At 53.4% G+C, this 21,955-nt stretch carries 18 protein-coding genes and 1 pseudogene; 13 read left to right on the forward strand and 6 right to left on the reverse strand.

The window, feature by feature from the left end:
• Positions 1-27: 27 nt before the first annotated feature.
• The 5 genes from EPZ47_RS21970 to EPZ47_RS21990 form a co-directional block, all read right to left on the reverse strand.
• Positions 28-540, reverse strand: coding sequence for a RidA family protein (locus tag EPZ47_RS21970; protein WP_135846682.1), 513 nt, complete (start codon positions 538-540; stop codon positions 28-30).
• A 631-nt stretch (positions 541-1,171) separates the two neighbouring features.
• Complete coding sequence (locus EPZ47_RS21975) at positions 1,172-2,668, reverse strand: PucR family transcriptional regulator (protein WP_047934606.1); 1,497 nt, start codon at positions 2,666-2,668, stop codon at positions 1,172-1,174.
• 61 nt (positions 2,669-2,729) lie between these two features.
• Entirely contained in the window at positions 2,730-3,902 is a 1,173-nt protein-coding gene (locus EPZ47_RS21980; protein ID WP_371914707.1) for an aromatic amino acid transport family protein, read from the reverse strand.
• A 108-nt stretch (positions 3,903-4,010) separates the two neighbouring features.
• Positions 4,011-4,358, reverse strand: coding sequence for a cupin domain-containing protein (locus EPZ47_RS21985; RefSeq protein ID WP_046816048.1), 348 nt, complete (start codon positions 4,356-4,358; stop codon positions 4,011-4,013).
• Positions 4,359-4,369: 11 nt separating this feature from the next.
• Positions 4,370-5,776 (reverse strand): NAD(P)/FAD-dependent oxidoreductase, encoded by a 1,407-nt coding sequence (locus EPZ47_RS21990; protein ID WP_046816047.1) that lies wholly within the window; start codon positions 5,774-5,776, stop codon positions 4,370-4,372.
• Positions 5,777-6,970: 1,194 nt separating this feature from the next.
• On the opposite strand from EPZ47_RS21990, the pseudogene EPZ47_RS30500 reads away from it, so the two are divergent.
• Positions 6,971-7,459, forward strand: a pseudogene (locus EPZ47_RS30500) (transposase); the annotation flags it as partial.
• Positions 7,460-8,116: 657 nt separating this feature from the next.
• Here the strand turns inward: EPZ47_RS30500 and EPZ47_RS22000 are convergent.
• Positions 8,117-9,121: an AraC family transcriptional regulator gene (locus EPZ47_RS22000; RefSeq protein ID WP_024087623.1), complete on the reverse strand. Its 1,005-nt coding sequence runs from the start codon at positions 9,119-9,121 to the stop codon at positions 8,117-8,119.
• Positions 9,122-10,325: 1,204 nt separating this feature from the next.
• Between EPZ47_RS22000 and EPZ47_RS22005 the strand changes: the two genes are divergently transcribed.
• The 12 genes from EPZ47_RS22005 to EPZ47_RS22065 all read left to right on the forward strand — a co-directional run bounded on the left by EPZ47_RS22005 (position 10,326) and on the right by EPZ47_RS22065 (position 21,953).
• The gene (locus tag EPZ47_RS22005; RefSeq protein WP_052760629.1) at positions 10,326-11,042 is read left to right on the forward strand and encodes a TetR/AcrR family transcriptional regulator; all 717 of its coding nucleotides are present in this window, start codon (positions 10,326-10,328) and stop codon (positions 11,040-11,042) included.
• A gap of 284 nt (positions 11,043-11,326) precedes the next feature.
• Positions 11,327-11,725: a nuclear transport factor 2 family protein gene (locus EPZ47_RS22010; protein WP_024087625.1), complete on the forward strand. Its 399-nt coding sequence runs from the start codon at positions 11,327-11,329 to the stop codon at positions 11,723-11,725.
• Between the two features lie 580 nt (positions 11,726-12,305).
• Positions 12,306-13,052 (forward strand): hypothetical protein, encoded by a 747-nt coding sequence (locus EPZ47_RS30505; RefSeq protein ID WP_046816045.1) that lies wholly within the window; start codon positions 12,306-12,308, stop codon positions 13,050-13,052.
• 115 nt (positions 13,053-13,167) lie between these two features.
• Positions 13,168-13,398 (forward strand): AlpA family phage regulatory protein, encoded by a 231-nt coding sequence (locus EPZ47_RS22020; RefSeq protein WP_046816044.1) that lies wholly within the window; start codon positions 13,168-13,170, stop codon positions 13,396-13,398.
• A 4-nt stretch (positions 13,399-13,402) separates the two neighbouring features.
• Complete coding sequence (locus EPZ47_RS22025) at positions 13,403-14,245, forward strand: ParA family protein (RefSeq protein WP_135846683.1); 843 nt, start codon at positions 13,403-13,405, stop codon at positions 14,243-14,245.
• Positions 14,246-14,537: 292 nt separating this feature from the next.
• The gene (locus EPZ47_RS22035) at positions 14,538-16,121 is read left to right on the forward strand and encodes a ParB family protein (RefSeq protein ID WP_099313159.1); all 1,584 of its coding nucleotides are present in this window, start codon (positions 14,538-14,540) and stop codon (positions 16,119-16,121) included.
• Positions 16,118-16,666 carry a DUF2857 domain-containing protein gene (locus EPZ47_RS22040; RefSeq protein ID WP_095963974.1) on the forward strand — a complete coding sequence of 183 codons (549 nt, stop codon included), beginning with the start codon at positions 16,118-16,120 and terminating at the stop codon, positions 16,664-16,666. Before EPZ47_RS22035 ends, EPZ47_RS22040 begins: the two co-directional genes overlap by 4 nt.
• Positions 16,663-17,853, forward strand: coding sequence for an STY4528 family pathogenicity island replication protein (locus tag EPZ47_RS22045; RefSeq protein WP_095963973.1), 1,191 nt, complete (start codon positions 16,663-16,665; stop codon positions 17,851-17,853). Before EPZ47_RS22040 ends, EPZ47_RS22045 begins: the two co-directional genes overlap by 4 nt.
• A 178-nt stretch (positions 17,854-18,031) precedes the next feature.
• Positions 18,032-18,787 (forward strand): PFL_4669 family integrating conjugative element protein, encoded by a 756-nt coding sequence (locus EPZ47_RS22050; RefSeq protein ID WP_099313157.1) that lies wholly within the window; start codon positions 18,032-18,034, stop codon positions 18,785-18,787.
• Positions 18,784-19,302, forward strand: a complete 519-nt coding sequence (locus EPZ47_RS22055; protein ID WP_095963971.1) for a DUF3158 family protein — start codon at positions 18,784-18,786, stop codon at positions 19,300-19,302. The genes EPZ47_RS22050 and EPZ47_RS22055 overlap by 4 nt, the downstream gene beginning before the upstream one ends.
• On the forward strand, positions 19,299-19,754 hold the full coding sequence (locus tag EPZ47_RS22060; RefSeq protein ID WP_095963970.1) for a single-stranded DNA-binding protein: 456 nt from the start codon (positions 19,299-19,301) through the stop codon (positions 19,752-19,754). The genes EPZ47_RS22055 and EPZ47_RS22060 overlap by 4 nt, the downstream gene beginning before the upstream one ends.
• 231 nt (positions 19,755-19,985) lie before the next feature.
• On the forward strand, positions 19,986-21,953 hold the full coding sequence (locus EPZ47_RS22065; RefSeq protein WP_135846684.1) for a DNA topoisomerase III: 1,968 nt from the start codon (positions 19,986-19,988) through the stop codon (positions 21,951-21,953).
• Positions 21,954-21,955 lie beyond the last annotated feature (2 nt).

Consider the following 21,955-nt stretch of genomic DNA (forward strand, 5'->3'; position numbering starts at 1 on the left):
GTAAACCCAAAATCAGCTATATCTAGGCTACTCCCCCAAATATGCCACTGCCGTTATTTCAACTAGTGCGCTATCGCTAGCAAAGTCTGCTACCCTTACGCCCGACGCGCTGGGCGCTACTACTCCATTATATGCAGCGGCCCTCGCTTCGAGAGCCTTATAATAAGTATCATTATCAGTCTTATAATAAATCGTCTCGCTTACAACCTTACTGAAGTCAGCGCCATGTGCTTTTAAAATGGCTGACATTCGCTCGTAGATTAGCTGCATCTGTTTACTAGCGTCACCGGCGTACACTTCCCTCCCTTCCTTATCAACTGCGGTAACACCACCGATATATAAATAACTTCCAGCTTTAATTGCGATCGAAAAGTTGTATTTTTTTTCGAAATCAGGATTCAGATGAAATGCAGTCTTAGCATCATTGGCGAACAACTGAGGAGACAGCAAGGTCAGGAACGTCACCAACAGAAAACTGTGCCTCAAACTGCACTTATTATGCTTAGGAAAATGGCGACGGGGTTTTTGCGGGATAATCATACGGGCACTCCTTTTTTATGTTTTTTTGTAAGGTAACCGATCCTTTGGACCGCACGTTTGACATGAGACGCCATTTCACATGCCTTCACGCGCCAACGCCTTAGGAAACACTGAACACGATTTGAGACTAGGCCCTGATTCTGGACGCTTTCGCAAGCCGAATTACATATTTCCGAACCGCGCTTAGTTCTATTAGATATCCTTGGAAGGCACGACGATCACCGAGTCAACCTACATGTTTAATATTTATTACCCACCAACACATTGGCCGGTTGTGAAATTTATTCCGAACGCTTTCCAATTCACCGTATGCAGAAAAGGCGTGCTAACTATCAAGTCTATATTAAACAATTGTCCGGTAGCTCATTAGAGTCTGTGGGGAGGGATGTTCAAATCGTCGACGATTTTCGGCGAGCTGATCGGAGTATTTCTTTTGATTTGGTGCGGTGAAAGAATGATGCGGTCTGCGGCGTCCCGACTGCTGCCGACATGAGATGCGAATTCTGGCTGACCTCTGCCAGTCGTGCCACCGGACAGAGGCCCTAGACGGTCATCAGTTGATCGCTGGGAACGTACTACTGCACCCTGTCAGCACTAGTTGAATCCGGCAAAAGCAGAGGTTCATATTTATCTAACAGGTTAGGGGCGATTTGGACACTACCCAGCGACTTTGGAGTGCGAGCCACAGCGCTGCCACATCAGCGGTGCTGTCCATAGAGCGTCCACTGATCTCTTCGATGCGGCGAACGCGATAAACCAGAGTTTGCTTGTGCACATGTAGACGTTTCGCCGCATGCAGCCACGAGCGGTTCTCTTCGAGAAATACCTGCAACGTCTGCAACAAGGTTGTACGTTGGGCTTGGTCATAATCATGAATTGCACCCAGCACCGTGTGGAAGGCGCGCTTTGCTTCGTCCGGTGTTCTGGGCAACCAAGGCGTGTCGGTTTCCAGCTCTGCATAACGGCAGATGCGCCGTTGTGCATGGGTGTGAGCGCTGGCTAACAGTGCTTCGCGTAGCGCTTCCGCACTGCGTGTCAATGTCTGCAATGGCGCGCTTGAGCCTAGGTTGATGTCAAGTTTTTCACCGAGCAACGGCTGTAGGCCGTCGGCGTGCATTAGGATGAGTTCATCACCCTGAATGCGCGCCAGTACGCTGTTGTCCAGTATCCTGAGCAGCAGTTCCGTTTTTCTCCGTAGTCCATGTCCTCGCGCCACGGTGATGACCGCACGCTCAAGGGCTAGGCCAGACAGTTGACCGTCCAGGCGCTGGATTGCCTGATCAAGGCTCAAGCGTTGTTGCAGCAGGTCGTCCAGTAATTCCGAGCCGAGGCGCAAACGGCGTTCACGCTCGGCCTGACGTCGCTGAATTTCCAACCCAAGCACAGCGGTGAGATGGTGCAGCAGGCTATAGTCAGGCAGTCGCTCGCCGGTCACCACCAACAAGCAGTTCTGTTCGGTATGCAGTTCGATACTAAGCGCTTCGCCATCCGCCAAAGTAAGGCGGCGCAGCATGGGCTGCTGCTCTACCTGTTTGCGGCGGCTGCCTAGGAGTGCCAAACGGACTGACTCGGATAGCGGGGCAAGGTCGTCCGCCCAAGGTTCTAATGTTTCGAGCAAAAGCACATGAAGACGACAGTGGATATCAGCCTCAAGGCGTAGGACCAACCCCGCCAGGCTCAGGCCAGACATGCTCAGCCGGGCACTCTCATATACCCGCACCAGCGCATTGCGGCGTTGGTACTCTTCCTTCTGGTTCGCATCGATGATCGCCCGGGTCACCGCAGCGAAAGGCACGCCATATTCTGTGAGGATTACCGGGAAATTCATCTGCTCGGCCCGCTCGCAGAGGGCATGGAGGTTGGCCGGCGCCTGCATATGTTCACCGATCATCATCCCGGCCAAGCCCGCTTCAGCCAGGCGTTGCACGTACTCGCGTTGCTGCAGGGGGTCAGCAGGAATGCCGAGCCCCGTGGTCATCAACACATCGCCCTCTCCCAGCCATTCGGTGGGGTCGGGCAATTCGCAGACATGTGCCCAGCGCACTTCGCGGTCAAGGCCTTCAGCACCGCTCAAGAGGCGTGAGCGGAGCTCGGTGTGGGCAATCAAGTCACGGACGTGATGAGACATGTGCGGGCTGCTCCATTGGATGACTCGAGGTTTCAGGCTCATCCCGCCTTGCCTCGAGTCATTACCAACTGGCAGGCAGCATTCCTATGGCTGATAGCACGGCGTAGACGCCACTCGAGGCGAAGACCAGGATAATACCGGCTTGCATGAGTGGATGAGCATACCAGCCACACTTGAACGCCGGTTCCTTATCGCCACGTTTGCGTGCGGCATTAAGCAAAAGGATTGGAATAATACCCATGAGTACGCCGCCGAAGGTTCCAGCAAAATACAGCGCGTTGACAAAGCCGCTGATACCCGAGTATGCCAGGATGAACGGCGGGATTGCCACCACAGCCAATACCATGAGTCGCTTGCCACGATGGCTTTCGTCACCGAGCCGGAAGTGGTCGAAAATGTTGGTGAACAGGCATCCACCAAGCCCCCAGTAGGAGGTCAACATCGCAAGCAAGGCAAAAGTGTTGGCAACATAGTAGGCCCACTGACCCAGCGACCGCCCCCAACTGAGCGTAGCCACTTCACTGAGGTTTTCAGTGCCTACTAGCGCGATCACTGAAGCAGGAATGGCGGCCACCACAACGAAAGTCAGCAGCATACCGCCGATGATCAGGCGTGGGACACGCTTGGGTGAATCCAGGTTACCGCGCACTAGTTCTGGCACCAGGAATTGCGCGCCGAAAACAAATACAGCTAAGTTGAAAACCGGCACCACGTATTGCCACTGGCTTTGCCATAGATGCATGAAACGAGTGTCGTCATGGACCACGGTTGCGCCTATCAGCAAGCAGACAATCATCACCATACCGACGCTGATCAACTTTTCCGCAACGCCCAAGGCCTTCAGTCCCAGATACAGCACCAACGCCGAAGGTATGAAGAACAGCAAGCTGCCCATTTGCCGGCTCAAACCGAACCGACTGAAGAAGTCGGTAAGAATGTTGCCGCTGCCAGTCATGTATGCAACAAGAGCGCCATAGCTATTGGCGGCAACGGCGATGAAAATCAGCCAGCCGCCGAAAGCTCCGAGATACTTACGTGACAGGCCACTTAGCTGCTTGTTCTCACAGGTGCGAAGGCACGCTTCGGCGACATAAAGCATGGTAATGATGCAGAACAGGCACGTAATCGCCAGACACACCAGCAGGGGCGCATAGCCGACTTTGCGCGCAGCGAAGGCCATGCTGAGTACGCCTGCACCAATGTTGGTGCCGATGATGATGCCAATGGTTTCCATCCGGCCAAGGGCATGAGCTTTCAACCCCGAGGATTCTTCAATGTGTTGTTGTGTACCCACTTCTTGTTACCTCGTCTTGTTATGTGGGAGGAGTGGCAGACAAATGACTCACTCAAGAATCAGGTATGTCTTGCGAAGGTTCTGGCGAATGACCCAAGTGCCTTGGCTGTTGGCAGGAAAGTACAGCGCGTCACCTGCGCTGAAATTGACAGACTCACCAGTGTCTGGCGTAAAACAGCCAGCGCCGCTGACGATGTAGCTGTACTCGGCCTGGACCACTTGACGTCGGAAGCTGCCAGGGCTGCATTCCCAGACACCAACAGAACCACGGGCGTCCGGCAGCTCCAGGTGCGCAGCGATGCGTGCTTGTGCTACGAGCTCCTGCTCCGAACTGCCGAGAGTAATAGCTTCGCCGAAGGTCAGCGGCGCACTGGCAGGGATACGAACAATCGACATGGTTTACTTCCTCAGGCTTTGTCTTCGAGTCCAGCCGGTGCAAAGCGAGCCAGGAAAAGATCGAGGGCGGCTGGAGTGTTACCGGCTAGTTCCGAGCGTTCTTTGCGCATTACGGCGTTGCGCACAAGAGAGCCGCCCCAATAACGAATCGGCTCAGGCGGGAACGTGCGGCAGCTACGCTCCACCAGCGAGCAGGAGCTCCAGAAATCCGTGCGCCCCAGGGTCAAACTGGCGAGAATGCGTCCGCCCACTCGACTCGGGCCGACCCCGTTGCCGCTCCAGCCGATGCCATAATGTATGTTCTCTTGGCTATTGAGCCGACCGAACACCGGCAGGCTGTCGTAGGTTCGGTCAATCGGGCCAGACCACTGCGCGGCGATGCATGCATCGTCGAGCATGGGATAGGTACGGCGTAGGTCCGCTTCGACGAGTGCCAAACTCTGCATATCCTCGCTGAACACATCGCCGATTTTCGAACCGAAGCTCAAGGCGCCTGTGCCTTTACCAAAGACGATGCGGCCGTCGCGCGTGGTGCGGTAATAATCCACCATCAATTGCGAGTCGGTTACGGCTTCGCCTCCGGTCCAGCCGATTTGCTTGAGGTGTTGTGGGATAGCCTCGGTGGTCACGATAGAGCTGTTGACCGGCACGATCACTTTCGCCAGAGCTGGTATTGTTGCTGCCCAAGCATTGACCGCAAGCACGACCGAACGGGCACGAATAGCGGCATGAGCGGTTTTTACCAAGGCTGGTTGACCCGGCTCGATGTCGGTCACCCCCGTCCCTTCATGAATCTCGACGCCATTGGCCAACGCAACCTGCCGCATACCCTCAACCAGTAACGCGGGCTGCACGGTGGCATTACTACGCTCGAATACACCTGCTAGGTGTACCGCCGAACCGGTGCGTCGCGCCACCTCGCGGGGATCCAGACGCTCGAATGGACGTACGCCGAGGCGCTCGCAGGCGGCAAGGGTGCCGTTCCATGTGTCGACGTGTTGTTGGGTCGTTGCGGTCCATAGCCAGCCGCTCTGCTGGAAATGGGCATCAATACCATATCGCTCACAAAATTCGCCCAGTTCCGTGATTGCTTGCTCGGCACTACGCCCCAGGAAGAGGGCTTGCTCGTCATTACAGAAGCCGCGCAGGGTGCCAATCTTCGGCCACCAAGACATGACAAAACCACCGTTGCGACCTGAGGCGCCCCCCCCGCAGACGTGCTGTTCAAGTAGCATCACGCGGGCGTCCGGCTCATGTTCCTTGATCGTTATCGCAGTCCAGAGCCCAACAAACCCGCCACCAATTATGGCAACGTCAACGGCATGCTCGCCCTTAAGAGGCAGCGTTGCGCCGTCGGTCAAGGCAGTCGCTGCCATCCAGTGGCTTGGTTTCAAGGGCGGGGTAATATTTAGCTTCATTCTGAGCCCTGGTCAGTGGAATTTGGGCCAGTTTCGATGAGCTTGAGCAGGGCGACAATTAGACTCAATTAGGAAAACACGTTAGACGCTCATACGATCGTACAAGTGAATCGTTTTGCTTTTGCAGAGTTGATGAAGGAGCGGTTTGACCGTTGACGGCTTTTGCATAGAAGCGCGCACTTCCGTTGTTAGTCAGGTTTTCCCCAGAGCCTGGATCGATGGCTGCCCTCGCATCGACCGCGTGGGAGGGGATTCCAAATCCGGAATATCCGATCAGGAGCAGCCAGCCCTATTGTATGTGTATGCCTGAAATGCACCAGAGCCAGCAACAAGCCAAGCGGATGGGTTTGTGATCTTACCTCAGCGGCCAATAAGGCCTGGTCGACATCCAAACCGCAACCTCTACTGTTGACGCACGAGCTTGCAAAGTAATGGCGGAATCCACGGCCCGCCGCCACGTGCGGTCAATCTCCGAGATAGGATATCGATCAACACATAATTTTAACTGGTATCCGGTGGCAAGACGTTAAGGGATATCGACAATTAGGGGGCAGACTCTATGAGTCTACCAGTCATGGTTGCCAACAGAGTCGCCGAGAGGTTTGAGCTAATACTTATTGGTCGCCTGGACTTGCGACCCGGCAGAGGCGAGTCATCAGTAGAAATATCGAATAATCGCGACCTCCATGTTTCAAGCTGACGCCCACTGCAGCCAGGACGGCCTCCAGCTGAGTTGGGAGCCCCATATCGCGGAAGCCTCAAGCGGCGCTCACTCTTCCAATAACACATTTTACTGAGAGACTTAAGACAAACTTAACAAAAGCAGTCGCAATATCCATAGCTTCAGCATGAGTGACCAGGCGTTACGATATCAAAGCGATATCACACAGAGTTTGATGTCGAGCCATCATCGCAGCGCCATGGAATCGATCATTTGTTGACGATTTCTCATGCCCTACCCCTCCTCGTACCGTTACGCTGAATGAGATGGCAAGATTGGCCATCGTGGGGTGATTGGTGAGATTTAGGAATTCTCTGAACAATTCAGTAGACGCACTGAACTTTGTCGATCCTTGATTCGAGCTACCTATCAGCCAGATGGGCTTTTTCGGCTTTGAATACGCCGGCAAGCGTAAGCAGCCCCCGGGAACGCTTCCTTGCCGAGATGGATCAGGACGTGCTCTAGATCGATTTGCGGTCATCAATGGCTACTTGCAGGAGAGAGGTCTGTCGCCGCGTGAGGGCACGATCGTCGATGCCACCGTTATTCATACCGCAGTTTGACCGAGAACGAAGATGGACAGCGCGATCCCGAAATGCATCAGACCAAGAAAAGTAACCAGCATTTCTTGGGGCTGAAGGCTCATATCGGCACCGATCCCGAGTCGAGACTGACTAATCACGTTTCATGGCGCGGCGGACAATAATGGCCGATGCACAGCACAGCACGTATTTCATGCTAAATAAACGCAGCGTGCTCTACAAGGCCAAGCGCAAGCTCGAGCACTGAAAAGCTCAGACAAGGGCCGCAGTCGAGCATCCGCTCGGGTGATCAAGCGTCATTTCGGCTACGTGAACGCGCGCTGTCGTGGGCTGATGAACGACACAGCGCAGCTGTCCACGCTGTTCGCCCAGTCAAATCTGTGGATGGCTCGAAAACAGCTCACGGGCATGGGTGAGTGAGGCTCCTGGCGCCAAAGGGCGGGCGCAAACTTCTTCCCTGTACTAATCATGGTGCGTTTTTCAGCGAATAACGTGGTTTGCTGGGTGATTCTTCAACTTGCCGATAAAATGTGCCAAGTTGATTGGCGCATCTCTAGGTGCATTAATTGAACAAGATGCATTACACGGAGGCCTGTTGCAGAATATGCTGAGAGTTTTTCTTGACAAAACCGTTTTTTTGGCAAAATGGTCCTAAACACCTGTATACAAGCAAACGCTAATTTACCGTATTAAAGCGATCAAGGTGCGTTCGCTAGATGTAACAGTGGACGTCGCAATTCTTTGGAGAGCCATAAGCGCGGCAGAAACTGGAGTGGTTTTGTTTGAGCGAATGAAAGCCTGACTTACCCGCCAAGTCTGAACGGATAGATACGACTTCCGTGGTTACATAATAGACGGATCGATGACACTCGCTCGCTGGTCGATACGGTAGCTTATTTTTCTTGATAAAAGCGACCTTGCCAAGCGCGCCGATTTATTACGCGCTTAAGCGGGCATAAGTAGATATTTTTTATCCAAAAAGCAACTTCCAAGACCAACACCGTAAAACAAAGGAAATCTTTCAATCTATAACAGCCTACAACAGGACAAGTATCAAATTAAAAATGCCATTAGATATCAAAGCATGCGTTTATTATAAGTATTTCGGTACTCCATCGGCGTTAATCCAGTCCAGCGACGGAACGCCCGACTGAATGCGCTTAGTTGAGAGTAACCAAGCTCAGAAGCTATATCTGTAAGGTTTTTTTCGCTATTCTTAAGATGATCAATAGCCGTGTTTCTCCGTATATCGTCAACAAGGTGCAGGAAATCGACACCCTCCTCTCTGCAGCGGCGCTGTAGCGTTCTCTCACTCATATGCATAGCGTCCGCCACCTCTGCCAATGTCGGCACCCCGTCAGCCAGCTTGCGCCCGACGATATGTGATACCCTGACAATTACGCTGCGTTCCACCCGGCGCTCCAATAGCCTTTCCTTTAAATATTGCATAGAAAGGCGATACAATCTGGGATCGGCATCAACGATTGGAATGGCCAACACCGAACGGCTAAACATGATCGAATTTATAGATTGTTGGAATTTGGGAGCTACACCAAAAACCTCTTTATATAGTTTCGCCCCAGCAGATCCGGAGTGTTCAAATCGGACCTGTTTCGCTTTTATTTCCATGCCTGTTGCTTCACGAAGCATTATAATAATTGCCGTTATAGAAAACTCAGAATCTTGCCGACGATACCCTATAGAAGAGTCGATCAAACGATAGCTAAGCCCAATAGCGTCACTTGTCTCGACGAACCTTTCTTCTACAGCTTGGGAGAAAACATTGACAAAACCAGCCATAACGTTCAGAAAAGTCGCTACATCTGGAGCATTGCGAACCGCGTGGCCAAATATCCCCCAGTTACGTGACCGAAGCTTCATTGCCATATGTATGCCAATAAAATCATCTTGCTCTTTGGAAATCAGCTCTAATAATTCGACGAATTTTCGATCCGGTATTTCCATATCCGGATCTGCCAATATTGATTTTTCGAGACCGACCCGTTCAAGATAAGGCTCAATGAGCTCTTGAAAAGGACTGAGTACTGTCTCCGCGATCTGGGTTGTGTCTCTTCCACTCATTTGGCTGCTCCGAATTCTTGTTATTTTTAGATGTATCGTGACTGACGTTTATACGATTAAGTCCATTGAGTATTTTTTCTCAGACGAGAATATTGGTGCCAGGCCGACCTACGCGAGGGGCCAAAATCCTCCCCCAAGCTGGCGAGCTCTCTGCTTCAGCAGCTAACGTCGTGAATTCCGCTCTAGCGCTTCCATGGGCATCATTTCGCAACGCTCGCATCACCTGTGAGATAATGCGCCACAGATCACAGTGTTATCAATACCTTAGTAAATTCAACATCCTAGATGATGCCAGCGGCTAATTGCACCTCGTGACGCATCAAACCAGCCCGAATGCATCGAACCAGTTTTCTGGTGCCTCACTGAATGTTGACAATCAACATCCCTCAGCCTCAAAACTCAATGCACGTCGCGGTCCTGGGACGTTCGGGAGACGAGAGGAGACTGGTGAATGACGTCACTAGACCACACAGCAATATCCCACACGAGTCCGGCCTTCAGACGTCTCACCATTCCCGGAGCCTCAGCTCATTCCGCTGTTATCTGGGACGAATGAGAAACTGGTGAGACTCGCGCCCTACCGCACGCCATACCCCCGGCTACAGCTATGCGCTCAATTGGACTCATCACTAGAGCTCTTACGCTTCCCCGAACCGGACCTGCGTGCTGCGTCCCCGCGTGGTACTGCCTCAATCTGAGAACCTCTCGCGAAAGGTCTTAGAGCCCTCCCACCTTCAAGCTAGATATCCAGCCCCGTACATTGACAGGTGATGCTCGCAACAAAAGCTTCGACGTTCGAATAACCAACAAAAGACATATCAGAACAATTGAACGAGTATAGATAGCTCGATATCCGCGAAGTATAAATAATTAATAGCCAAGAGTATCGGCAAGCTTTCTAAACATATAATCACGCCCGAGCAGTACGGGCTATGCTTTACTTTAGAGCAGTCCCCCCCCACCGAGAGACACACTTAAATTACACATCCTGCCAGCTAATGACTTACACCCTAACAGCAACAACATTAGCCCGACAATCTATTAGCGCAAGCGTTCTGGTGAAATGCAAGATTAGAATATGCTCATACTTCCTAGTTAAACATCCTCCCCCCCCAAATCTCACCATGTCAACCGAGGGTATTTAAAACCCTAAATTTTCAATGTATAATCCCCTGATTATTTTATAATCCAGCTGGAAAATCCTATGGCAGACTCGAAATCAGCACAAAATTCCGCAGTTGGGCCTAAACTCGGTAGGCGCCGATTCTCTGAACTCGGCGAGGTCGTTAATAAAGAGCTCATCTTAAATGAGGCTGAAAAGGTTTTCGCTATGCACGGGTTCCTAGGAGCGACCCTTAAGCAAATAGCGCAAAACTCAAACGTTACTCAAGCACTAATTACTTATTACTACGGAACGAAACAGAATCTTTTTATGGAAGTATATCGACGGGGATTGTCCGATATAGACAAGAAGCGTCAGAACTACCTTGATGAACTTAAATGCCGTCCTGAAGGCTATAATACCTATGACATCGTGCGAACCTACTTAAGACCACAATTTGAACACAGGGAAGGAGGACAAGCATGGATGCATTTTGCACGCTTGCAGTCCCGGCTAGCTAGCGAACCTGAAGAGGTGGCCGTACCCTTGAGGAAAGAGCTATATGATCATACATTAAAGGCCTTCATTCATGAAATTATGGAATGTGAGGGTGAAGACGACGCAGCTGCCGTGAGTTGGGGAGCAGTATTTATGGTTTCCATGATTCTTTATATGCTGAGAGGCGTTGATCGTATTGGTGAGCTTACTGACGGACACCTTCACGCAGAATCAGAAGATGACATTGTTGAAAGAATGACGATATTTATCACGGGCGGCATCAACTCTCTCAAGCAAGCAACTCAAGACAAGTATAAATAAAATTTCACTTCAATAGATCTCCCAAGTGCCACTCAAGGGGCAGACAACTCCGCCCCCTGAAATTTACTACTCATACTGCACTCGACGCTCATATGCAATTTTTTTGGTATTTCACCCTCTCCATCTGCAAATATAACGAACTCTGCACCAACCACAAAAAATCAATGTCGCGCCGAGTCAAAAAATTTGGCGTTTGATGTCAATCCCCAGCAGAAATACTGTGTTTATGATTATAGACCGTCGCAGTGGCGGTTAAATAACTTTTAATGCAAAGGTGATTTGAATTGGATAACACGACATCTTCCGAAAGAGCAACGCTGACGCAAGCGACCCAGAGGTTTGTTGAGGCAAATAATGCCGTTAATCTCGAGGTCGTCATGGCTTTTTTTAGCGATGACGCAGTCTACGAAGATATCTATGGTGGGAGCCATATCGGTAAGGTGGAAATACGTCAGGCCTTGGCACCTTTTTTTGACGGTTCTTTCGGAAAAATTGAGTATGTAGGAGAGGATCTTTTCGTTGATGCTGATTCGAGCAAAATAATGATACGGTGGCGGTGCGATATGCATCTGAATGGAGTATCCACATCGTTGCGAGGGCTAGATCTTCTACATTTCCGTGAAGGTAAAATTATTGCGAAACTTGCTTATAGCAAGGCTAAGGAAGCGCTCTTTCAGTCTTGAGTCTGTCCTTCCCACCAGCATATATCGCTTCATACCTTGGCGTCATTTACGACTCTAGACTATTAACGGATAGAATGGGCTCCGAATACGCTCCTACTTGTGCTAGATGGCGGCACTCACCGGCTAGAAGATGAGTGCCACGCTGGTCCGACTAGGAAATAAGCTGTCAGTCTTAAGATGCTAGCGTCGGAAGACAAATGCTCACTTCTGACAGATGACCAGTTTTATTAGCGAGACTTTTCGACATGCACTGGACTAATCATTTTCTTCCTAAACCGTCCCAACTGCACAGCTGCTTGGACACATAAAAAAACCAGAAACGATGCCAGGCCGATAGTTCATATCAATATCCGCGATTTACAAATTACATCATTTTTCGTGAATTATTCCCTGATAGAAAAGCGCCCTAGTCGAGGCAATACCTCTACAACGTTTAACTATTTGAACTGCAAAGAAAGAGACAATGACGACTTAGTTACTCACTGCGATATTAGGACAGCAACCGCACGGAAGCCTTGGCCATGACCGCCAACATTTAGACTGTACCTAGCGGGGCCTGCCCTTTTTAAAAGGCTGCCCTATGTACACATCGAACGGATTCAATCCTCTTGCCAAGCTGTTCTATAGACCCATTGACGTTGCAATCCGCTGGTGCGACTTAATCGCTTTTGAAACCCAGATCCTCGGGTCCTCGTGGGAGTGCCCTGCTCTACTCGCCAAAGCTTTCCCGCAGTGGCCATGCCTACACGCTACTACTGAAAAAATTCTCGACGCGATTCGAAATCATGAGCTACGTTATGGCGCTTTAGGTACGACCGTTCCCTCAGGCACGCCAATTGATTACAAACTGCTGACCATCAGGCATTCGGACCTGAAATGGTGGATGTTCAACCACCATCCGGATCAGCGACCGTTTTTTTTATTTGGCCTCCCTACTGAGCAGGAAAATATACGCTACGAGACATACCTGACCTTGCAAGCAGATAGAGAAGCGCTAGAAGTACAATTAAAAGCAGCCGAAGCAACACTTCAGACGCTAATGAGCGAACTTCAGTCCGCAGGTATAGAACGCGAGAACCTACGCGCACTTGCTGAAAATGGAAAGCACCTCAGCGACCAAAGCAAAGCAAGCTTTCTTAACGTGATCGGAGCATTGGTAAACACGATGCTGAGCTCATCCGAGGCAGGAAGACGACATTCGATATTCGACAACCAAGCAGCCATCGTCGATTCTATAACTGCACATTACAGTGGCGTGCCAGGGTTGAGTAAGCGTTCGCTAGACGAGAAATTTGCAGCCGGCAGGCGTAGCCTTTCCCGAACATAATTTGGAGTATTGCACTGCAACCCTCTTGATTGCGTTGCAATGACATTGTTCACTTTCAGATGTTGAATTCAGGTTACTTCCCATCACGCGCCAACCAGCGCCAGGAGTGACCAGAATGTCCAGCCAAGACTCACTCGTCACTGGAACACCTCAATCGCTGATAGAGCGTCATATCATGCGGCGCGAAGAGGTCGAGCGTAGGACCGGCTTCAAACGTGCGCATATCTACAATTTGATGAAGAAAGGAGAATTCCCCCAAGCTAAACGCATCGGCATGCGTGCGGTCGGTTGGGACTCCCTAGAGATCGAACGGTGGGTAACCGAACGCCTGACACAGCAGGATTGATGTCATGCGTGTGGCATCGGTGGTTTCAACGAAAGGTGGGGTAGGCAAGACCACGGTAACCGCCAATCTTGGTGGTCTACTCGCAGATGCGGGTTTGCGCGTCCTCCTACTGGACTTGGATAGCCAGCCCACACTCTCCAGCTACTACGCATTGAGCCATACAGCTGCCGCCGGAGTGTTTGAGCTGCTCGCACTTAATCTTTCGGATCCCGCACAGGTCATCTCCACGACCGCGATTACCGGACTCGACCTGATCCATTCCAACGATGATGAGGGTCGACTATGCACATTGCTATTGCATGCTCCTGACGGACGCCTCCGGCTGCGCAACCTGCTCGATGCTTTCCGCCCCAGCTATGACCTGCTTCTGATCGATACCCAAGGCGCGCGGAGCGTGCTGTTGGAGATGGCCATACTGGCCTCTGACCTTGCCCTCTCCCCTATTACTCCTGAAATGCTCGCTGCTCGTGAACTACGCCGGGGAATTCTGAAACTGCTCAACGAACTTGAGCCCTTTCGCGACTTGGGTATCGCTCCACCTCCTCTGAGGCTTTTGCTGAATCAAGTGAACGACATCAAATCGGACACTCGCATGATCATGCGCAGCCTGCGCGAAACGTTCATAGGGACTTCAGCCATCCAGGTCCTGCAGACCGTAGTTCCCGATCGAGTGGCCTATCTGAATGCTGCCTCCCTGCGTCTACCCGTTCACCGCGTCGAAACTCGTCGCCCTATTGGCCGTCGATCTGCGTCGGCCTTGGAGACCATACAAGCCTTGGCCATAGAGTTATTTCCTGAGTGGCGCCAAGCAATCTGCTCAGTGAGTGGTCCTCAGGTGCGCTCATGACAACCCGCTCACGTCGTCATCGCTGTTGCATCAGCGTTGATCTCAAGCACTAGGCAAGGAGTTCTGTAATGCTGAATTACAGCCATCTCATCGTTCAACCGCTCGAACTATCAGAGCCACCTCCTAGCGATGAGTACTGCACCGTGGTCGTTCGTCTACGGGGTGGCCGCTCGGCTATGGGATGGTTCCTCGCAGAACTTTCACAACATTTCGAAGGATCGGGTACGGCCGAGGTCGTTGAATTCGAGATAGGTGACCACTTGCGCGGTCGGCGTTAACTGAGGTTTTTCCAATGAAGAAGCCCAGCCAAGAGGAGATCACCGACAAGCTGCAGCAGGGCCACTTCCCACAAGGGCCGAACTTGGAGCAACCGTCCGATCCGATCACCGATACCCCCATGCTGGTGACGTTAGAACAGCTAAGACCCTACGACCTCAACCCACGATTCATTCGTAATCCGATGTACGACGACATCAAGGCCTCAATCCGCGAACGAGGGTTGGATCAGCCACCGCCGATCACCCGCCGCCCGGGTGAACCGACCTTCATCATCCGCAACGGCGGCAACACCCGCCTGGCGATTCTCGGACAGCTGTGGCAAGAGACCCATGACGAACGCTTCTTTCGTATCCACTGCCTGTTTCGACCTTGGACCAATGAGGCTACCGCCCTGCTCGGCCATCTGGCTGAAAGCGACTTGCACGGCCAACTCACTTTCATCGAACGTGCCATCGCTGTCGCAAAACTCAGGGCCATGTTTGAGCTAGATGGGGCTGCACTCTCGCAGCGCGAACTGGCAAAACGCCTTGCTTCCGGGGGCTATCCGATTTCGCAATCGCATATCAGCCGGATGCTCGATACCTTGGAATATTTGCTGCCGGCTATCCCGCAAACACTGTATGCCGGATTGGGTAAATCGCAAATTGAACGCCTAATAGGTCTGCGTAGCCAGGCAGAAAAAACCTGGAATCGCTATCCGGCCAATAGCCGTGAGTTCACCGAGCTCTGGTTGGACACCCTGGCCTCTTTTGATGCCGAGCCCGAGTCATTCGACCTTGCGCAGATCCAGGACGAACTGCTCGAACGAATGAGCCAATTGCTCGGGCAGTCTTACCGCATGCTGGCTTTGGAGCTGAGCGACACCCAACGCCCTCTGCCGATACCTAGCGTTGCCGTGACCACGCAAGCAACGCACATGCCTCCATCAGGTGAAGATGGAGTTACAAAATCTCCTCTCCGTTCCGAGCTTGAACCCTCGGACCATAAGCACCAGTCGAAGACCGGCGCTGCGCCAAAACCCTCCACGCAGCCTGAGGCCAACGTCACACCAGAGCTAAACCCTCCATCGCGAGTTCAACAGATTCGTGACCAGATCAATCGCGAAACGCCCGCCGAAACAGTAAGAGAAGTCGATACTCGTGTGAGCCACGACATCTGGAGCATCGCCCCTGCGCTCGATACTCCCGAGCAACTGCGTTCAGCCATCGCTGCGCTGGCGAGGGAGATGGCAGCCTATGCCGGGCGGCCCGAGATCATCATCAATCAGCAGGACGGCTTGGGCTTCATCCTCGACATGGAGCAGGTTGATCTGACGACACCGCGCGCGACCGGTGTTCATCTACTGCTTCTGGCCCTGTTGCGTGCTCAGGATGAGGTGGACTGGGAGGACCGCAAACTGTTGCCCTCAGCCCTGTTTGGGCAACTGTTGCTGGGGGTGTATCAGTTGCCCCTGGCAGATCAACCAACCATGGATGTGGGGTTGGAACGCCTGCCGGACCATTTACTGATCAAGCTGTATCGCCTGATCCGCTTGGCCCGGCGCCTGATCGAATTAACGCTTACCGTTGAAGACGACTCACCGGAGAAGCTGCCATGAGCTTGTCGTTCAATGTACTCAATCAAGCCATGTTGACTCAGGTCCTGCATGAGCTGCGGTTGGGTAATCTGCAGCGCTGCAAAGCGTTAGGGCTGGGTGAGGATGACATCTACTTGTTGCAGTCCCTACCGCCGACCACCCTGGCGCGTCTGGCGCACGCGACCGTACCTTGGGTCGAGGTCAAGATCGACTCGCCGGTGCTGCACAGATTAATTGAGCAAGCCGATCGCGATGAACAGAATGAGCGCTTGATCAACCGAGCTCTGAAACTCGGCGCCAGCAGCACCATCATGTATCAGAACTTCGGCTTGGCCCATTCGGAAACGGCAATGCGTCGACGTCTGCTCAAGATAGAAACCCGCAAGGGACGACCGCAGAATTTGAGCGAAGCGCAAGAGCACGCACTGTGGCAACGCTGGTGTCAGCTACGAGCACAAGACCCTACCGAAGATCAGCTCGACGCCATGATGATGTTGGCTGAGGAACAACAGATCAGCTTGACCATCGTCTGGCAGCAGATCGAGCACTACAGCAAGAACACATGAACACCCGCCCGCTCAGCCGTTGGCAACGCGTCCTGCAGCAATGCGCGCAGCAATTGAGCGAACGTTGGCCCACTCGCCCTACCATCGAGAAACCTTCCAACCAAGCGCTGGAGGCTGGATTTCTGTTCAGTGGCCAATCACACGAAGTCGTACCGCGTCGTTTGCTGCTGGATAACCGTTTGACACCGTTGGAGCGCAATGCCTGGCAGATCTTTCGATTCATGTTACAAGGCCAGGGCCTGGTCACACCGCGCTATGAGGATCTGCAACCGTATCTGTCGAGTATCCCCTATGGGACCTCAGCCTCACGTGAAACCATCGCTCGCGTATTGACAATGCTCAGGCTCACTCGTTGGCTCAGCTTGGTGAGTCGCGGGCGTGACCAAGTTAGTGGACGTCTGCAAGGCTCTTTGTATGTTCTGCACGATGAACCGTTAACACTCGCCGAAGCCATGGAACTGGATCAGGACTATCTGGAGCTGGTTGGACATTGCCTTGATCATGCCACCAAGGCGGTGCGTATCGTCGCTCAGCACCTTCTGGATGAAATCAGCCTTGATACCAGTATCGACCTGAGCCAACTCCCCACCCGCCTCGACACCTGGGGTGATCGGTGGGTAGATCAGAATTCTAACTCGCAAACAAAAGGTTCGATGCACGATGCCGAACAAAGCGGCGATCACCCCGTTCGGAATCATGCAGCCCCTCGTTCGGATTCCGAACCAGGTGTAGAGGCCAATATTCCCGGCGACGTTCGGAATCCGAACGTCGCCTGTACAGTAGTAAAAGAAAGTATTTGTACAGTACCGCACGCGAGCCCGGCGGTGGATAACGTGCTCTGGCCCACTGCGCTGACCCTGAGCCCGAACGAGCGTCAAGCCATCACCGTGGCGCTCAATAAACTCAAGCTGTCAGAGAGGCAGGCGGTGCTCAACGAAGCCGGGGCACGTTGTGCTGCGGGCGGCATCCGCAAACCTGCGGCTTATCTGATGGGTCTGATTCAGCGTGCGCTAAAAGGCGACTTTCATCCGTGGGCGGGCCAGGCAGAAACGACGCCCATTGCAGCGCATCCTCAATCTGCTCCAGCGCGGACCACTCGAAAAAAAGGTGAACCCGCCTCTGCCGTTGCTCAAGCCTGCCTGGATGAACTGCGCCAACTGCGTGGGAAACGTTCTGGACGTCAGTAGATTTGATGCCACTGGCATCAAATCCAGGGAGTTCCAGAGCGCAATCCCTGTAGCGCCGTAGGCATCGGGTGAATCATCTCCCAGAAGCTCAAACCGAACAGGCAGCATTCAAGTTTTTCGCTGCCCTCAAGGCTCATCCGTCACAAGGTGCTCGCCAAGCTTATGCGAGGACTCCACCGTGGCCGATCACTACCAGCTCAACCTGGGCTCATTGCGCAGCAGCATTACGTTAACGCTGCACACCCATCACGCCGCTCGCATCTGGCAAGGCCGGACTGCACGCGAAGGTGTTCACTCGATTATGGGCATGGCCGGCTATATCAGCGTCACTAACCTGATTAAGCAAACCGCGGCACAGGACGACCCGTATGCCGACTGGGCCATGGTGCAACTCGAAGAAAAACTGCTGCAGGCCAAGGCTGGGATGCTGGAACTGACCCAACAGCTTGATCGGATCAGACAAGACCTGCCGACCCAAATCGACATGGGCGACAACCTCAACATCCACCCCGTAACCTTGCCGTTGTACATCGGCAGCCAGTTGGGCTTCCTAGCGGTGTACCTGTTGACCGACTACGACACGCTGGTGCGCCATACCCTATTGGCGCATCACACCGCTCTTATCGGTCGCACGGACATGGAAACCTGGATCGATGACGGCGCCCATCTACTGCGAAGCCTATTCGGCTTGGCGCAGCGTTACCGGCATGCCGGTGTTACGCGCGATGACATGGCAGCGAGCAACGCTCGCGCCCTGGCGGCCATCGACAAACTGGGGTTGCCCCCCATGGACATCCTCGGGGGTCATCGCCGCTCCCAGTTTGCGCCACCGATCATTCGCCGAGGTGCTGTGCCTAAGGATGACGCTGAGACTCTGGCTGAGGAGCCCAGTGGACCATCAACGACCGTGGATGAGCCTGAGGGCGACGCATGAATCTCAAGCACCCTGTTCAACCGATAGCCTTCGCAGGGCTGACATCAGATGCCTATCGACAGCTCGAACACGCAGCCTCCCTAAAAGGCCTTTTAAAACCATTTAAGGGTAAGGGGGAGTTGGAGCACCTGGCGCAAGTTGCGAGGGAAATCGAGGCGCAACTATGTCGTTTGATGGAAACCGTGGCGCAGCAGGCAGAACGCCTTCCTTACTCGCTGCTGGATTTTCGCCTGGTGTTGCAGAACACCAGCGCTGGCAGCACCTTCCTGCGCTGGCGCTCCCGTGATTTCTCCCGAATGGGCGTTGTGGTCTGGGAACAGCAACTCAGCAACAGAGCCTTGCCGCAGCTGGTACGCGAGGGCTTGCACCGATTCGAATGCGACCGCATTGTGCTGAACCTGCAGATGAGCGTGATGCATTCAATACTGCGCCAGGCCACCACCTGCGCGATCAAAATGGCCAGTGCCGACGAGCGGCTGCGCCAGTTCACTACAGCAGTGGAGGTATCACGATGAGTACTTTTTTTGTCGGCGAAGGCAACATCGGCAGTGCGCCAGAATTCCAGGAGTTTGCCTCAGGCAATGACGAGCCACGGCGTCTGCTGCGACTGAACGTGTACTTCGATAATCCCGTGCCGCGCGATGGTAGCTATGAAGATCGGGGCGGTTATTGGGCACCGGTTGAGCTCTGGCACCGCGAAGCCGAGCATTGGAGCATGCTGTATCAGAAAGGCATGCGCGTGCTGGTCGAGGGGCGTACGGTCAAGGATGAGTGGGAGGACAGTGAGGACAATGCGCGGGTGACCTTCAAGATCGAGGCTCGTCGGGTCGGTATCCTGCCTCACCGTGTACAAAATGTGGTCATGCGCGAGCGTTCCAGTGAACAGTCGGTGACTGGAAAAAACGGAGGACAAGGTACAGAGCCAGCCAGTCCACCAGCATCGAAGCCCAAGAAGCGTCGAGGGTAGCAACCTACGGATTGATGGGCTGGCATTAAAAATGCGCCTTTACGCGGGTCTGCTGTACTACGCGTACTCCCTACGCGTGAATATGCGCGTTATGCCCAGACGGCAGAGGGGCAGCAACCTCTCTTCAAGACTGTTCCACTGACTAATATGAGAAGCCTGCAATTCGGGTTTCTCATACCCCGCATTAGCTGATTCAACAACTCTGCTTCGGACCTTATCTGGAGCAGTCTTATGCGCTTATTCCTTTGCGAGAAACCCTCTCAAGGTCGAGACATCGCCAAAGTACTCGGAGCCACCCGTCGCGGCGAAGGCTGCCTGCTCGGTATCGAAACAGCCGTCACCTGGTGCATCGGCCACCTACTCGAAGCAGCCCCACCGGAAGCCTATGGCGAACAATACAAACGCTGGTCGCTGGAGCATTTGCCGATCATTCCCTTGGAGTGGAAAGTCGAGGTCAAGCCCAAAACTGCTACCCAATTCAAAGTCATCAAGCGCCTCCTAAAAGAAGCTTCCACCGTAGTGATCGCGACCGATGCTGATCGCGAAGGTGAGATGATCGCTCGCGAACTGCTGGAGCTCTGCAAGTATCGAGGCCCCATTCAAAGGCTCTGGTTATCCGCTCTCAATGAGACCTCCATCCGCAAGGCATTGTCCTCGCTGAAACCCGACCACGAGACCTTCCCCCTATACCATTCAGCCCTTGCCCGCAGCCGCGCTGACTGGTTGATCGGCATGAACCTCAGTCGCTTGTTTACCCTTCTCGGCCGGCAAGCGGGCTACGATGGTGTGCTGTCGGTTGGACGGGTCCAGACACCGACATTACGTCTGGTGGTTGATCGGGATCGCGCAATTGCCAGCTTCATCCCCGTGCCTTACTGGCAGGTGGAGGTGCAGCTATCGTCGAGAGAGCAGCAGTTCCTTGCGTCGTGGTTACCACCAAGCTCGGGGCGGGATGAGGCAGGTCGTTGCCTGCAACAAGGGCTTGCCGTTAAGGCAGTCCAGGCGATCAAAGCAGGCAAAGTTGCCACGGTGCTCTCACTGCAGACTGAGCAGCTTCGCGAAGCGCCGCCCCTACCCTTTGACTTGAGCACGCTGCAAGAAGTCTGCTCACGCAAGCTGGGGCTCGGCGTCCAAGAGGTGCTGAATATCGCCCAGGCCCTGTACGAAACACACAAGGCCACCACCTATCCGCGCAGTGATTGCCGCTATCTGCCAGAGAGTATGTTCAACGAGGTGCCCGCGGTGCTCGATGCCTTGCTCAAAACAGATCCCGCACTGCAACCCGCCTTAGACAAACTCAATCGATCATTGCGTTCACGGGTGTGGGACGATGCCAAGGTCACTGCGCATCACGGCATCATCCCTACCACCGCCCCCACGAATCTTGCGCGGATGTCCGAACCGGAGCGCAACGTCTACGAACTGATTCGCAGCCATTACCTAGCGCAATTCCTTCCTCACCATGAATTTGATCGCACCGAAGTCGAATTGGCGTGCGGCGGACAGCGGTTGACCACCGTGGGCAAGCAGATCCTGGTCCAGGGTTGGAAGAGCCTGCTCTACGACACCACAGAGGATGAAGAATCCGCTCAAAAGTCCCAGGTACTACCGGTTCTGCAACAGGGCACGCCGTGCAACGTGATAGACGCTGGACTCAAGGCCATGCGCACCGCGGCTCCCAAACCACTCACCGAGGGCGGTCTGATCAAAGCCATGAAAAACGTGGCCAAACTGGTCAGCGATCCACGGCTGAAACAGAAACTTCGAGACACCACCGGTATCGGTACCGAAGCCACGCGGGCCAACATCATCAAGGGATTGATCGACCGTGGTTATTTGCTGAAGAAAAAACGCGCCTTGATGTCTTCGGCCGCGGCTCATACGCTGATCGAGGCGGTGCCTGCAGCGGTCGCAGATCCGGGAATGACGGCGATTTGGGAGCAGGCCCTGGACGAAATCGAAGCCGGACGCCTACCTCTTGATGCGTTCGTCGCCAAGCAAGCGAACTGGATTGCGCAGCTGGTCGAGCATTGTGGAACGCTTAGACTGGTAGTGCCTACGGACAACGGGCCAGCCTGCCCAATGTGCAACGACACGATGCGCAAGCGTAAGGGGAAGTCCGGACCGTTCTGTTCTTGCGCCCGTTATCCTAACTGCAAGGGCACCTTGCCCATCAAAAACAAGGCCCAGCGCACCTGATA

The sequence above is a fragment of the Pseudomonas viciae genome (assembly GCF_004786035.1).
GTDB lineage: Bacteria > Pseudomonadota > Gammaproteobacteria > Pseudomonadales > Pseudomonadaceae > Aquipseudomonas > Aquipseudomonas viciae.